The 14869-nt window shown below is 67.6% G+C and carries 13 protein-coding genes; 11 read left to right on the forward strand and 2 right to left on the reverse strand.

The window, feature by feature from the left end; all coding sequences use genetic code 11:
- The first annotated feature begins 51 nt into the window (after window positions 1–51).
- Window positions 52–1356 carry an AAA family ATPase gene (locus JX613_RS16480; RefSeq protein WP_207102573.1) on the forward strand — a complete coding sequence of 435 codons (1305 nt, stop codon included), beginning with the start codon at window positions 52–54 and terminating at the stop codon, window positions 1354–1356.
- Window positions 1353–2456: a ParB/RepB/Spo0J family partition protein gene (locus JX613_RS16485; RefSeq protein ID WP_207102560.1), complete on the forward strand. Its 1104-nt coding sequence runs from the start codon at window positions 1353–1355 to the stop codon at window positions 2454–2456. Before JX613_RS16480 ends, JX613_RS16485 begins: the two co-directional genes overlap by 4 nt.
- Window positions 2457–2467: 11 nt before the next feature.
- Here the strand turns inward: JX613_RS16485 and JX613_RS16490 are convergent, their stop codons facing one another.
- Together JX613_RS16490 and JX613_RS16495 are read right to left on the reverse strand one after the other, a co-directional pair.
- Window positions 2468–3361, reverse strand: coding sequence for a recombinase family protein (locus tag JX613_RS16490; RefSeq protein WP_207102561.1), 894 nt, complete (start codon window positions 3359–3361; stop codon window positions 2468–2470).
- Window positions 3362–4369: 1008 nt separating this feature from the next.
- Entirely contained in the window at window positions 4370–5224 is an 855-nt protein-coding gene (locus tag JX613_RS16495; protein ID WP_336512321.1) for a MurR/RpiR family transcriptional regulator, read from the reverse strand.
- Window positions 5225–5398: 174 nt separating this feature from the next.
- On the opposite strand from JX613_RS16495, the gene JX613_RS16500 reads away from it, so the two are divergent.
- From JX613_RS16500 to JX613_RS16540, 9 genes are all read left to right on the forward strand, one after another.
- Window positions 5399–5920, forward strand: a complete 522-nt coding sequence (locus JX613_RS16500; protein WP_207102562.1) for a TRAP transporter small permease subunit — start codon at window positions 5399–5401, stop codon at window positions 5918–5920.
- Window positions 5920–7248: a TRAP transporter large permease gene (locus JX613_RS16505; protein ID WP_207102563.1), complete on the forward strand. Its 1329-nt coding sequence runs from the start codon at window positions 5920–5922 to the stop codon at window positions 7246–7248. Before JX613_RS16500 ends, JX613_RS16505 begins: the two co-directional genes overlap by 1 nt.
- Window positions 7249–7296: 48 nt before the next feature.
- On the forward strand, window positions 7297–8337 hold the full coding sequence (locus JX613_RS16510) for a TRAP transporter substrate-binding protein (RefSeq protein ID WP_207102564.1): 1041 nt from the start codon (window positions 7297–7299) through the stop codon (window positions 8335–8337).
- A gap of 56 nt (window positions 8338–8393) precedes the next feature.
- Window positions 8394–9755, forward strand: coding sequence for a glutamine synthetase family protein (locus JX613_RS16515; protein WP_207102565.1), 1362 nt, complete (start codon window positions 8394–8396; stop codon window positions 9753–9755).
- Between the two features lie 11 nt (window positions 9756–9766).
- Window positions 9767–11149 carry an aldehyde dehydrogenase family protein gene (locus tag JX613_RS16520; RefSeq protein WP_207102566.1) on the forward strand — a complete coding sequence of 461 codons (1383 nt, stop codon included), beginning with the start codon at window positions 9767–9769 and terminating at the stop codon, window positions 11147–11149.
- A gap of 1 nt (window position 11150) precedes the next feature.
- Window positions 11151–12320 carry an iron-containing alcohol dehydrogenase gene (locus tag JX613_RS16525; RefSeq protein ID WP_207102567.1) on the forward strand — a complete coding sequence of 390 codons (1170 nt, stop codon included), beginning with the start codon at window positions 11151–11153 and terminating at the stop codon, window positions 12318–12320.
- A gap of 138 nt (window positions 12321–12458) precedes the next feature.
- Window positions 12459–13223: a histidine phosphatase family protein gene (locus tag JX613_RS16530; protein ID WP_207102568.1), complete on the forward strand. Its 765-nt coding sequence runs from the start codon at window positions 12459–12461 to the stop codon at window positions 13221–13223.
- A complete protein-coding gene (locus JX613_RS16535; protein WP_207102569.1) occupies window positions 13220–14095 on the forward strand; it encodes an NAD(P)H-hydrate dehydratase in 876 nt (291 codons plus the stop codon). The genes JX613_RS16530 and JX613_RS16535 overlap by 4 nt, the downstream gene beginning before the upstream one ends.
- A gap of 357 nt (window positions 14096–14452) precedes the next feature.
- Window positions 14453–14869 (forward strand): hypothetical protein (locus JX613_RS16540; RefSeq protein WP_207102570.1); only part of this gene is annotated, 417 nt, incomplete at its 3' end.

Consider the following 14869-nt stretch of genomic DNA (forward strand, 5'->3'; position numbering starts at 1 on the left):
AGCGTAAAAGCGGAGCAGACGACGATCAGCGTCCTTTGCGACAGGCCCATGATGTACACGCACCAAGACCTTTCCCGCCTGCAGGCCCAGTCCCTGAAGATGCAGGGATGGATCCGCCGCCAGACTTTCAGCCCGGACAACGAAAAGACCCTGCGCCGATTCTCAAGCTGGGAGGTGGCCGAGCTGATCTTCCGCATGAACCAGTCAACCTTCCGGGGCAAGCTGGCCGCCGACCCGAACCTTCCCGGCGGGGAAGTTGAGGAGGACGGTCGCCAGCGGTGGTTTTCCTTGGACGAGATCAATGAACTGCGCCGCCGCATCCGCGTCAGCAAGAAATCCCTGATGCCGCCGCGCCCGGCGAACCGCCGCGCCTTCCGCGCAGCCATCGCCAACTTCAAGGGCGGCGCGGGCAAGTCCACGGTGGCCCTGCATTTCGCCCATGCCGCAGCCCTTGACGGATACCGGGTGCTGGTGGTCGATTTCGACCCTCAGGCCACGCTGTCCCATTCGATGGGCCTGAACGACGTGGGCGAGGATCACACCGTCTGGGGCATCATGGCCCGCGACCTGGAGCGTGAAACCGACCGCATGAACGCCGCCGCCGAAGGCGCCGAAAGCGGCACCGCCCTGCCCCGGCGCAAGCTGCCTGCCTCGATCCGCGACATGGGCCTCGGCTCGCTGCGTCCCGCCGACTTCATCAAGCCGACCGCCTGGCCCACCATCGACATCGTGCCCAGTTGCGCCAACGCGGCCTTTGTGGAATTCGCAAGCGCCCAGTACCGGCACCTGAATCCCGAATGGACCTTCTTCGGCGCCGTGTCCCGATTCCTGGACAGCCTGCCGGACGATGCTTACGACCTGATCCTGTTCGACTGCCCGCCCGCCATCGGCTATCAATCCATGAACGCGGTCTTCGCGGCCGACATGCTCTATATCCCATCGGGCCCTGGCTATTGGGAATACGACTCGACCACCAGCTTCATCGGCCAGTTGGCCGAGGCGCTGGAGGATCTGTCCCATGGTTTCGAAAACTTCCCCACAGGGAAGATCGCCCTGCCCAAGGCCTTTGCGGATATCCGCTTCCTGATGACGCGGTTCGAACCCGCCAACGAATTGCACCAGGCCATGCTGGGCGCCTTCCGCCAGGTCTTCGGCGACCGCATGGCCCGGCATCCCATCGAACTGACCCGCGCCGTCGAACAGTCGGGGCGCTTTCTCAGTTCCGTTTATGAAATCGACTATCGTGAGATGACGCGCGGCACCTGGCGGCGCGCGCGCGCGACCTTTGATCAGGCTTACGAGGAATTCCGATCCCATGTGCTGGCTGCCTGGGACAAGCTGGAGGACAATGCATGACCCGCAAGCGCCGCATGTTCGAGATCGAGGTTCCCTCGGATGAAGCCGAGGTCTTCCCCGCGGGGAAGGCGGGGGACACCCCGCAGCGCCGTGGGCCCATGGCGACCGCGATTGCGGAAACCGCCGAATCCACCCGCGACCGCGCCCTGCTGGAAGCCAGCATCCGGGCCGAAAACGATGCCCTGGCGCAGGAACATGTGCGGCTGAAGCGCGCGGGCCTGATCGTCGACCTGATCCCGCTGGACGCCATCGACACCCACAAGCTGATCCGCGACCGCGCCCCGGCGGCGGATTTCGAGCTTGCCGAGCTAGTGCAGTCGATCCGCGACATCGGCTTGTCGAACCCGATCCGGGTCGAGCCGGGCAGGGACGGCCGGTACGAGCTGATCCAGGGCTGGCGCCGCCTTTGCGCCTTCCGCAAGCTGCTGGAGGACACCGGCGACGCAGAGGCCTGGGGCCGCATCCCGGCGGGCATCGCCGCGCGGGGCGACGCGCTGGAACAGCTTTATCGCCGCATGGTCGATGAGAACATGGTGCGCAAGGACATCTCGTTTGCCGAGATGGCGCAGCTGGCCCTGCATTACGCGATGGACCCGCAGACCGCCGAGCACGATCCCGACCGCGCGGTGGCGGTCCTGTTCAAGTCCGCCGGATACCAGAAGCGCAGCTACATCCGCAACTTCATCCCCTTGGTCCAGGCCCTGGGCGAGGTGCTGCTTTATCCCCAGGAAATCCCCCGCGCCCTGGGCCTGTCCTTGTCGCAGCGCCTGGCCGAGATGCCGGGCCTGGCCGCCGCCATCGCCGCCGAGTTCAAGGATTGGGACACCCGCTCGATCAAGGACGAGCTGGACGTGCTGCGCCGCTTCGCGGGGCAGGGGGCGGACACCCCCGAGGACAGCCCGGCCGAGGCCAGGCCCCCGCGCCCCGCCCTGCCCGAGGGCCGCGCCAAGACCACCTTCCAGATCCCGCGCCCCCAAGGGAACGCCAAATGCACCGCTGCCAACGGCCGGCTGGAGATCCGCCTGCCGCGCGACTTCACTACCGTGGACCGACGCAAGCTGGAAGCGGCGGTCGCGGCGCTTCTGGACCAGATCGGCTGAAGGCAGGGGCCCTACGCCCCTCCCGCCCCGCCGATCATGCCCCTTTTCTCGGCCCGTTGCAGCAGCAGCCGCACGGTCGAGGGGAACCACTTGCCATTGCCGCGCGGCGTGCGCTCGCGCATCTGCTCCAGCCGCGTGGCGATGCCCGCCAGCGTCAGGTCGGGATCGGCGTGCCGCATCCCCGCCACGATCGCCAGCAGCCGCTCGCCCGCCTCGCGCCGCGGCGCGCGCTCCAGCACGGTCTCGGGCAAGAGCCCGTCGCGCACATAGCGCCGCGCGGCGCGCTTCAGCCGCTCCACCGACCAGGGCTGGCCCGTCCGGGCGCTGACAAGGCGCGCCAGGTCGTCCCAGGCCATCGCCGGGCGGTGGCGGCGCACCACGGGCAGCCAGCCCTCGGCTCCAGCCTCGAGCTTGCGGAAATAGCCCTCGTCGCGCGCCAGGCGCAGCTTGCGGATCGCCTCGCGGTCGCCCGCCCGCAGCGCCGGATTGCCGCCCACCCGCCCCTGGGCGCGGGCCGAGCGCAGGCCCGCCTTGGTCCGCTCGCGGATCAGCGCGCGTTCCAGCTCCGCCACGGCCCCCATCACCTGCAGCGAGAAGCGGCCCTGCGGCGTGGCCGTGTCGATGGGATCGCCCAGCGAGCGGAAATGCGCGCCGCGCGCCTCCAGCGTCTCGATCACCTGCAAGAGATGCGAAAGCGAGCGCGCCAGCCGGTCGAGCCGCACCACCACCAGCGTGTCGCCGGGCCGGATGGTGGCCAGAAGCCGCGCAAGCGCCGGGCGGGTGCGGTCGGCGCCCGAGGCGTGCTCCTCGTGGATCAGGGCGCAGCCCGCCTGACGCAGCTCGGCCAGCTGCGGATCAAGGGTCTGTTCGAGGGTCGAGACGCGGGCATAGCGAATGAGCGGCATGAGGAGGGCTCCAGGAGGGGGGCGGATGGGGGTTTATACACATTTGTATCGCGCAAGGAAACGGCCGTTTGAGAAGGTCTGAGATGGGGTAAATTATTAGGAGGGCTATGCCAAACACACAATGTTTGCTGGCGCTTTCTACTGTCTGCAGGTGCCCCCTCAGGATCTTTCAACGTGCTGCTCGCTTCGCGCAAGGCGCTGTTGGCGTCGAGCAGCACAGAAATTCAGCTTTGTCAGGTAAACCGCAATAATCTTATTATTAGCGGTCGTAAGGAAAAATCGCTAGTTAATCCTTATCACAAGAGAGTTGATCTGGAGTCAGGCTACCCGCCGACGGAGTCAGAGAGGAGCGAGAGACAGCCGACTTGTCGTGGCCAAGATGCTCGGAAATCCGCCTTGGTCATGGGAGGGGACGAAAGCGGGCGGACGTCCGGGCGAACTCGGTCAAGGCGATACGCCTGGCTACGAGGTTCGGCAGAGAGATGCACCGGTGGCCATGACAGATTGCCCATGCGGCTTGCATCTTCCCGGCCTGAACGCCACACCCTGCCATGTGCCTCGGTTTCCGAACCCCCGCCGAGGTCTTTACGGCCAATCTGACGGGACGCGGCTTCAGACGCGGGAAACTCTTTCGGCACCCAAGGTCGCCTCTGGGGCCAGCGCGCCCAGGCTGTTTCAAGAAGCCGCCAGCGTCATCGCCAAAGGGGCAGATCAGGCGGATGGCGCGACGAAGGGTTTCCGGCCCATCGTAACCTTCATGACGCGAAGACGAGCGGGAACCGCAAGACCGCGTGGGAAAGCCCGTGACAACAAAGGACGGTGCCTGTCATGCCCCACAAGGCGCCTGGCGCGAAAGGGTTGCGGCAGGGCCGCCGTCCTGTCCTGCACGCGCTGCCCGGGCCTGCGTGGCGTCGCGTTGCGGCTGGCGGTTGTTCATCGGCGTCATGGCGCGCAGGGCCGCCGGGCCGGGCGGGGCAGGGGGAACCCCCCGGGAACGGCGGCCATGCCCTACCGCTCGGGCGTGGGGGTCCGGAAGATGCGGGTCTTGGCGAAGACATCCTCCAGCCGGTTCAGGCGGTCCTGGACCTGATCGGCGCAATGGCCCTGGACGCGGCCCAGCAGCGCCTCGACCAGCATGAGGATCGTCACCGTCGAATCCCAGGCCGCCGGCATGGTGATGCGGCAGGGCAGGATGTGGTGCGCATATCCCGCGGCGGGGGACAGCCCGTGGTCGGTGACCAGCACGATCCTTGCGCCCTGCCGCGCCGCCAGTTCGGCCATGTGGATGGCGTTGGCCTCGTATCGGCGGATGTCGAAGATCACCACGACATCCCCCGTCCGCAGGTCCAGAAGCGCCTGCTGCCAGCCGGTCGGGTGGTCCGAGACACAGGTGACCCCCGGCCGGATCACGCGCAGCAGCGTCGCCATGTAGCCCGCATGGGCATGGGTCAGCCGCCCCCCCATGATGGCCACGTGGCGGCCCGGGTCGGCCAGAAGGGCGGCGGCCGCGTCGAATTCGGGGGCCGCGATCTGGTCCAGCGTCATCTGGATGTTGGCGATCGCCTGCGCCGCGAAGGCCTGCATGGGATGGAGGCGCGGCGCCTGTCCGGGCAGAGCGGAAGGCGCGGCCAGCAGGCGCCCCACCTCGGCCCGGAGCGCGGCCTGATAGTCGGCATAGCCCTTGAAGCCCAGCTTCTGCACCAGCCGGACGACGGTCGGCGCCGAAACCTCGGCCGCGCTGGCCAGCATGGTGATCGAGCCCAGGGCCGACATCGGGAAATGCGACAGGATATGCGTCGCCGCCTGCCGTTCCGCCCGGGTCAGCGACGGAAGGCTGGCGCGCATCCGCTGTTCGATGGTCACGACGCCCTCCGGGTTCTGGAACGATCCTGTCAGAAACGAATGAAATGAAAAATTCTTGACAGAACGCAAGATCCAAGAGGACGCTGGTCCAAAAACAGGGAGAAGAATCGTGGCCTTGCCGCCATTTCCGCGCGTTTCCGCGCCCGATGTCCTGTTGCCGCAAGGGGGCCGCTGATGCCGGCCCTGGCCCTTGGCTTCGTGCGCCTGGTCGAGGCGGTCAACCGCCGGGTCGGGCGCATGGCGCTGTATCTGCTGTTCGTGCTGGCGGGGGTGCTGGCCTGGTCGGTCATCGCCAAGGCCTTCTTCCGGCCCGCCTTGTGGACCCAGGAAATGGCGCAGTTCACCATGATAGCCTATGTCGTGCTGGGGGGCGCCTATTCGCTGATGGGGGGCGCCCATGTGCGGATGGACCTGCTGTATTCCCGCTGGTCCGCCCGCAGGCGCGCCGCCGTGGACTGCGTGACGGTCCTGGCCCTGATCGTCTTTCTGGGCACGATCCTGTGGGGCGGGATCGAAAGCACGATCTATGCCCTTGAGATCGGCGAGCGGTCGCGCACCGTCTGGCGGCCCTACATGGCGCCGGTCAAGATCGTGATCTGCGCGGGCACCTTCCTGATGCTGCTGCAATCGGTGGCCTTCCTGATCCGCGACATCGCGACCCTGCGCGGCACCCCCATCCCCGAAGGGCGGCTTTGATGTCCCATGAGATGATCGCCATTTCGATGTTCCTGGGCATGCTGGCCCTTTTGATCACGGGCCAGAGGGTCTTTGCGGGCATCGGCTTTGTCGCCGTGATCGCGGCGATCGCGCTGTGGGGGGACCGGGGCGGATACGACCTGGCCTTCACCAGCGCCATCAAGCTGATGAACTGGTTTCCGATGCTGACCCTGCCGATGTTCGTCTGGATGGGCTATGTCATGTCGGAAACCCGCATGGCCGACGACCTTTACCGGATGTTCCATGTCTGGTTCAGCCCGGTGCCGGGGGGCCTGGCGGTGGGAACCATCCTGCTGATGGTGCTGGTGTCGGCGATGAACGGGCTGTCGGTCGCGGGCCTTGCCATCGGCGCCACCATCGCCCTGCCGGAAATGCTGCGGCGCGGTTACGACAAGGTGATGGTCACGGGCATCATCCAGGGGGGATCGTCCCTGGGGATCCTGGTGCCGCCGTCCATCGTGCTGGTGCTTTACGCAATGATCGCGCGCCAGCCGGTCGGGCATCTGTGGCTGGCGGGCGTCTTTCCGGGCCTGCTGATGGCGGGGCTGTTCATCGTCTATGTCCTGATCCGCTGCGGGCTGAACCCGCGCCTTGCGCCGCGCCTTTCGGCCGGGGAACGGGCGGGCATCACCTGGGGCGAAAGGCTGCGCCTGCTGCGCGCGGGCATCACCCCGCTGGTCATCTTCGGCGCGATGATGGGGCCTTTCGTCACGGGCCATGTGAGCCTGGTCGAATCGTCCGTCATCGGGGCGGTCATCGCCTCGCTGGTGGCGGTGTTCAAGGGCCGCTGGACGCGGGCCATCTGGGAAACCTGCCTGCGCGGGACGCTGAACGTGACCTGCATGTTCATGTGGATCCTGCTGGCGGCGCTGGCCTTTGGCGCGGTCTTCGACGGCCTTGGCGCGGTGCGCGCGATCGAGTCCTTCTTTCTGGACGACCTGGGCCTGACGCGGTGGCAGATCATCATCCTGATGCAGGTGTCCTTCCTGATCCTGGGGATGTTCCTGGACGACACGGCCATGCTGGTGATCGTCGCGCCGCTTTACATCCCGCTGGTCCGCGCGCTGGAATTCGACCTGATCTGGTATGGCGTGCTGTACACGATCACCTGCCAGATCGCCTATATCACGCCGCCCTTCGGCTATAACCTGTTCCTGATGCGGGCGCTTGCCCCGGATCATGTCAGCCTGGGCGACATCTACCGATCCATCGTGCCGATCGTCGGCATCATGATCCTGACGCTGGCGATCATCATGGCCTTTCCGCAGATCGCGCTGTGGCTGCCGGGGCAGGTTTACGGACAATAAACAACAGGGCGGTGAACCGCCCCTTTCCCCAACACATCGGAGGTTCGGATGACGACAAGACGCAAGTTCCTGATGACCGCCCCCCTGGCCGCAGGGGCCGCCACCCTGGCCGCGCCCGCCGTCCATGCCCAGGGCGCGCCGATCCGCTGGCGGATGCAGACCTATGCCGGCGCCGCCTTGGGCGAGCATGTGGTCAAGCCCGCCATCGACCGCTTCAACGCCATCGCCGAAGGCCAGATGCAGATCGAACTGTATTACGCCGACCAGCTTGTCCCCACGTCGGAACTGTTCCGCGCCATGCAGAACGGCACCATCGACGCGGTGCAATCCGACGACGATTCGATGCAGTCGCCGACCGAGGTGACGGTCTTCGGCGGCTATTTCCCCTTTGCCAGCCGCTACAGCCTGGATGTGCCGGTGCTGTTCAACCAGTACGGCCTGAAGGAAATCTGGGAACAGGAATACGCGGCGGTGGGCGTCAGGCACATCTCGGCCGGGGCGTGGGATCCCTGCCATTTCGCCACCAAGGAACCGATCAACAGCCTCGCCGACCTGGAAGGCAAGCGGGTCTTTACCTTCCCGACCGCGGGCCGCTTCCTGTCGCAATTCGGCGTCGTGCCCATGCAATTGCCGTGGGAGGATATCCAGGTGGCCCTGCAGACGGGCGAACTGGACGGCATCGCCTGGTCGGGCATCACCGAGGATTACACCGTCGGCTGGGCGGACGTGACGAAATACTTCCTGACGAACAACATCTCGGGCGCGTGGATCGGGCATTTCTTCGCCAATGCCGACCGCTGGGCCGAGGTGCCCGACAAGCTGAAGATGCTGATGGAGGTCTGCTTCGAGCAGTCCCATTACTATCGCCAGTGGTGGTATTGGGGCGGCGAGGCCGATCTGCGCGTGAACGGTCCCAAGCTGCAACTGACCTCGATCCCGGACGCTGAATGGGCCACGGTCGAGGAAAAGGCCCGCGCCTTCTGGGACGAGATCGCCGCCGAATCCAAGGTCAAGGCCAAGGTGGTCGAGATTTTCAAGAAATACAACGACGTGATGGCCAAGGCGGGCCGCCCTTATCGCTATAGCTGACGCCGCTGCCGCCGGGTGCCGATGCCCGGCGGCGTGATCCCTGGGATTGGACGATCATGCCTGCAAACCTGACACTCGACAGCCTGAAAACGGCCTTTGACGGGGGCGACATCGACACCGTGCTGGTGGTCTTTCCCGACATGCAGGGCCGCCTGATGGGCAAGCGTTTCCACGCCGGCTTCTTCCTGGACGGCGGCCACAGGGAAACCCATTGCTGCAACTATCTGCTGGCCCTGGACATGGAGATGAACACCGTGCCGGGCTATCGCAGCGCGGGATGGGAACAGGGCTATGGCGATTACGTCATGCGCCCGGATCTGACCACGCTGCGCCGCCTGCCCTGGCTGCCGGGCACCGCCATGGTGATCTGCGACCTGCTGGACCACCACACGCACCAGGAAATCGCGGTCTCGCCCCGCGCGATCCTGAAGCGCCAGGTCGCCCGCGCGCGCGACATGGGCTTCGACGCGATGATGGCGACGGAGCTGGAATTCTACCTGTTCGACAACAGCTATGACAGCCTGCGCGGCGGCATCACCGGGCTGGTGCCGTCCTCGGGCTATAACGAGGATTACCACATCCTCCAGACCACGCGCGAGGAAGACGTGATGCGCGCCGTCCGCAACCACCTGTATGGCGCGGGCATCCCCATCGAAAGCACCAAGGGCGAGGCCGATGCGGGCCAGGTCGAGGTGAACCACCGCTATTCCGACGCGCTGGACGCGGCGGACAACCACACGATCATCAAGCAGGGCGTCAAGGAAATCGCCTGGTCGCGCGGCAAGTCCGTGACCTTCATGGCGAAATACGACACCGCCAAGGCGGGATCGGCCGCCCATGTCCACCAGTCGCTGTTCCAGGGCGGCAAGCCCGCCTTCCACGACCCGGACGACGGCCACGGCATGTCGGCCGTGATGAAGCATTTCCTGGCGGGGCAACTGGCGGGGGCCGACCAGATGATGGTCTTCCTTGCGCCCTATGTGAACAGCTACAAGCGGTTCTGCACGGGGCTGTTCGCGCCCACCAAGGCCGTCTGGTCCTGCGACAACCGCACCGCCGGTTTCCGCGTCTGCGGCGAGGGGACGGGGGCCGTGCGCGTCGAATGCCGCATCCCCGGGGCCGACGCCAACCCCTATCTGGCCTGCGCCGCGCTGCTGGCCGCCGGCCTTGACGGGATCGAGCGCAAGCTGGAGCTGGAACCGCCGATGCAGGGCGACATGTACCGGGCCGAAGGCGTTCCCGAAGTGCCCCGGACCCTGCGAGAGGCCGCCGAACGGCTGAAAACCTCGGACCTTTACCGCCGCGCCTTTGGCGACGAGGTGGTTGACCATTACCACCACGCCGCCGAATGGGAGATCGCCGAGACCGACCGCATCGTCACCGACCACGACCTGCGCCGATTGCTGGAACGCGCCTGACAGGACCGACCATGAAAGACATAGACCTGATTTCCCCCATCGACGGATCGGTGCTGGTCCGGCGCACGCCGCTGGACCCTGACGCCGCCCGGGCCGTCGCCGCCCGCGCGCGTGCGGCACAGGCGGACTGGGCCGCCCGCCCGCTGGAGGACCGCATCGCCCGGGTCAAGGCGGGCGTCGCCGCGCTGACCGCGATGAAGGACGACATCGCCACGGAACTGGCCCGGCAGATGGGCCGCCCCATCCGCTTCGGCGCGGGAGAGATGGGCGGCGTCAACGCCCGCACCGACTACATGGCGGACATTGCCGCCGAAACGCTGGCCCCGAAGGTCATCGAGGACAGCGCCAGCTTCCGCCGTGTCCTGGCGCGCGAACCCGTGGGCGTGGTTTTCGTGATCGCGCCCTGGAACTATCCCTTTCTGACGGCGATCAACACGGTTGTTCCCGCCCTGATCGCGGGCAATGCCGTGGTGCTGAAGCACGCAAGCCAGACCCTGCTGGCGGGCGAACGGCTGGCCCAGGCCTTCCACGAAGGCGGCGTGCCGCAGGACGTGTTCCAGAACATCGTGCTGGATCACGCGGCCACCGAAGGCCTGATCGCGGCGCGGGCCTTCGATTTCGTGAACTTCACCGGATCGGTCGCGGGGGGGCGTGCCATCGAACGGGCGGCGGCGGGCACCTTCGTGGCCCTGGGGCTGGAACTGGGCGGCAAGGATCCGGGCTATGTCCGCGCCGATGCCGACCTGGACGCGGCGGTGGAAGGCCTGATGGACGGGGCGATGTTCAATTCCGGCCAGTGCTGCTGCGGGATCGAACGGATCTATGTCCATGACAGCCTCTATGACGCCTTCGTGGAAAAGGCCGTGGCCTGGGTGAACGCGCTGAGACTGGGCGATCCGCTGGACCCGGCCACCACGCTTGGCCCCATGGCCCATGTCCGCTTCGCCCGGACTGTCCGCGACCAGGTGGCCGAGGCCGTGGGGCAGGGCGCCCGCGCGCTGATCGACCCAGGCCTTTTCCCGCAGGACGACGGCGGCGCCTATCTGGCCCCGCAGGTGCTGGTGGACGTGGATCATTCCATGCGCGTCATGGTCGAGGAAAGCTTCGGCCCGGTCGTGGGCATCATGCGCGTGCCGGACGACGATGAGGCGGTGCGCCTGATGAACGACAGCCCTTACGGCCTGACAGCCAGCATCTGGACGTGCGACGCCGATGCGGCGGCCCGCATCGGCGCGCGGATCCAGACCGGCACCGTCTTCATGAACCGCGCCGATTATCTGGACCCGGCGCTCTGCTGGTCGGGCTGCAAGGACACCGGGCGCGGCGGCAGCCTGTCCTGGCTGGGTTATCTGTCCGTGACCCGCCCGAAATCCTATCACCTGAAAAGGGCGTGACATGACCCAAGATGTTCCCAACCGCAACTGGTCCTATCCGACCGCCATCAAGTTCGGCGCGGGCCGGATTTCGGAACTGGCCGACCACGCCCGCGCCGCGGGCCTGTCCCGCCCGCTGCTGGTCACCGACCGCGCGCTGGCTGCCCTGCCCATCACCGCCACGGCCCTTGACGTTCTGGACCGCGCGGGGCTTGGGCGGGCGGTCTTTTCCGACGTGGACCCCAACCCGACCGAGGCCAACATGCAGGCGGGCATTGCCGCCTATCAGGCGGGCGGGCATGACGGGGTGATCTGCTTCGGTGGCGGATCGGCGCTGGATCTGGGCAAGATGATCGCGCTGATGGCCGCGCAGCGCCCCGGCCTGTCTGTCTGGGATCTGGAGGACGTGGACGACTGGTTCACCCGCGCCGACGCGGCTGCCATCGCCCCCATCGTCGCCGTGCCGACCACCGCCGGGACGGGCAGCGAGGTCGGGCGCGCGGGCGTGCTGACCAATTCCGAAACCCATCGCAAGAAGATCATCTTCCACCCCCGCCTGATGCCCACGGTCACGATCTGCGACCCCGAACTGACCGTCGGGATGCCCGCCCCCATCACCGCGGGCACCGGCATGGATGCCCTGGCGCATTGCCTGGAGGCCTATTCCTCGCCGCACTATCACCCGATGAGCCAGGGGATCGCGCTGGAAGGGATGCGGCTGGTCTTCGAGAACCTGCCGGTGGTCTATCGCGACCCCGGCAACCTGATGGCCCGCGCCCACATGATGAGCGCGGCGTTGATGGGCGCGGTGGCCTTCCAGAAAGGCCTGGGCGCGATCCATTCGCTGTCCCACCCGGTCGGCGCCGTTTACGGCACCCATCACGGCACCACCAATGCCGTCGTGATGCCCGCCGTCCTGGAGTTCAACCGCCCCGCCATCGAGGACCGGATCAAAGCCGCCGCCGCCTATCTGGGCATCCCCGGCGGCTTTGACGGCTTTCGGGCCCGGGTCGTGGCGCTGTGTTCGGACCTGGGGATCCCCAAGGGGCTTGCCGCGATGGGGGTCCAGGCGGACCGCCTGGACGAACTGACCGCGATGGCCCTGGAAGACCCGTCCTGCGGCGGCAATCCGGTCGCGATGACCGCCGGGAACACCCGGGCGTTGTTCCAGGCGGCCATGGGGGACGGTTGAAGGGCTTCACCGGCGCGCAGCCGATCCGCAAGGCCTTCGGCGCGGAACGGATCCCGGGGATGATTTGCGGTCGGGCGACTGAACCGTTGCCCGCCTTCGCTCGTTGGCCCCCGACACCATGCGGGGGCAGGCATGACCATGACGCCAAGATGGCCGGAACGGCTGTGGCTGGTGCGCCACGGGCAAAGCGCGGGCAATGTGGCCCGCGACAAGGCGCACGAGGCGGGACAGCGCCGCATCGACCTGAGCGCCCGCGACGTGGACATCCCGCTTTCGGATCTGGGGCGCGACCAGTCGCGCGCCCTGGGGCGATGGTTCGCGGAAGGCGAGGAAGGCGCGCGGCCCAATGTCCTGATGTGTTCGCCTTACCTGCGCGCGCGGCAGACAGCCGAGATCTTTCGCGACGCGGGCGGTTGCCGGGCCAGCCTACCCCTGCGCCTGGACGAGCGCCTGCGCGAAAAGGAGTTCGGCATCCTCGACGGGCTGACGACCATGGGCGTGCGCACCGAGGAACCGCAGCAGGCCGAGCTGCGCCTGCTGCTGGGCAAGTTCTACCACCGCCCACCCGGCGGCGAAAGCTGGTGCGACGTGATCTTCCGCCTGCGCTCTCTGCTTGACACCGTGGGGCTGCACCATGGCGGCTGCCGGGTGATGATCGTGGCCCATCAGGTCGTGGTGCTGTGCCTGCGCTACATCATCGAGGGGCTGACCGAGGAGGAGATCCTGGCCATCGACGCGGAAGGGGACGTGGCCAACTGTTCGATCACGGAATACCGCTTTGCCGAAACCGGGGAAGGCGACGGAGAGATGAAGCTGATCCGCTACAACACCATCGCGCCAATGGTGGCCGACCAGACGCCCGTCACCTCGAACCCCGACGCCATCGCGGGAAGCAGGGGATGAGCGGCGCGCCCACCCCGCTGGACGCCGCATGGCTGCGGGCCCATCCGCTGCCGGTTCATGATGATGTCGACAAGAACGAACGCGGCCGGGTGCTGCTGATCGGCGGCTCGGCACGGGTGCCGGGCGGGGTGCGCCTGACCACCGAGGCGGCGTTCCAGTCCGGCGCGGGCAAGGTGCAGCTGGCCGTGCCGGACATGCTGGCGATCCCCCTGGGCGTGCTGCTGCCCGAGGCGGGGATCTTCGCCCTGCCCACGGACAAGGCCGGCGATATCGCGGGCACCGGCCCTGTGGAACCCCTGCTGGAGAGTTGCGACTGCCTGGCGATCGGCCCGGCGATGGGGTCCGCCGATGCGGCGGGACGGATCCTTGATGCGGTCCTGCCGCGCACGGACGCGTGCAGCGTGATCCTTGACGCGGCCGCCGTGGCCGCCGGCCATGACCGGATGGCCCTGCTGCGCCGCATGGCGGGCCGCCTGATCCTGACCCCCCATGCCGGAGAGATGGCGGCGCTGACCGGGCAAGACCGGGACGCGGTGACGAAGGACCGTGAAAGGATGCTGGTGCGGCTGGCCGGGGATCTGGGCGCGGTGGTGCTTTTGAAGGGGCCGACGACCATGCTGGCGAACCCGCAGGGCGACATCGCGCTTTACGGCGGCGGCGGCGCGGGGCTTGCCACCGGCGGTTCGGGGGATGTGCTGACCGGGATCATCGCGGGGCTGAGCGCGCGGGGTCTTGGCCCCTGGGAAGCCGCCTGCTGGGGCGTCTGGCTGCACGGCGAGGCAGGCCGCAGATTGTCCGAACGTCACGGGCCGATGGGTTTCCTGGCGCGCCAGCTTCCCGCCGAGACGCCAAGCCTGATGCGCGGGTTCTGATCACCGGGGCGCCGGTGACGCGGAACCGGCCGGGCGTGCCATGCGACGGCCCCATGGGCTGCGCCGAAAGCCGCAGGCACCGGCTGGACCTGTCGGGCGGGTTCAAGGGCGGCACCGGGATGCACCGGCGGCCTGCAAAGCAATGCGCAGCGAATTCCTGTTGCGCAAGGAGACGGGGGCAGGAAGCGATCCGGCACCGATCCCGGAAACAAGGCCTCTGACCCGGATGGGGCCTGAACGCCCGTCGTCAAGCACGCCTCTGGTTGCCGGGCAAGTTGACCGCTTGTTTGCTCGCCCGCAAAGACGGGCCCCTGCGTCCGGGCGATGCTGGCGCTCTGCAATCCGGGGCCCTTTCGCATGATCGGCAAACAGCTTTCCCGTTGGACGCTGGCGTGGTTCGCCTCGGCCCTGGCGTTTCTGGTTGTCTCGCTTGGCGCGGCGGTGGCCGGGGCGGGGGGGCCGGGCGATTGGTCGGGCGGGGCGGGGCTGGCGGCCGTGCATCTCTTTGCGCTCGGCTGGCTGTGCCAGATGATGCTGGGCGCGCTGATCCAGTTCACGCCGGTCTTGTGCGCGCGGCCCCTGGCGCGGCCCGGGCTGGCGCTGCCCGCGCTGCTGCTGACGGGCATTGGCACGGCCATGCTGGCCCTGGGGTTCCTGGCGCTGGACGGCGGGGGGCCCGGGCAAGGGTTGCTGGCAGGGGCGCCCGTGGTGCTGGCAGGGGCCTTCGGGCTGGCCGGCGCGATGCTGGCGCCGACGCTGGCCGCCGCCGGGGGC

Source organism: Paracoccus shandongensis (assembly GCF_017315735.1).
Classification (GTDB): Bacteria; Pseudomonadota; Alphaproteobacteria; order Rhodobacterales; family Rhodobacteraceae; genus Paracoccus; species Paracoccus shandongensis.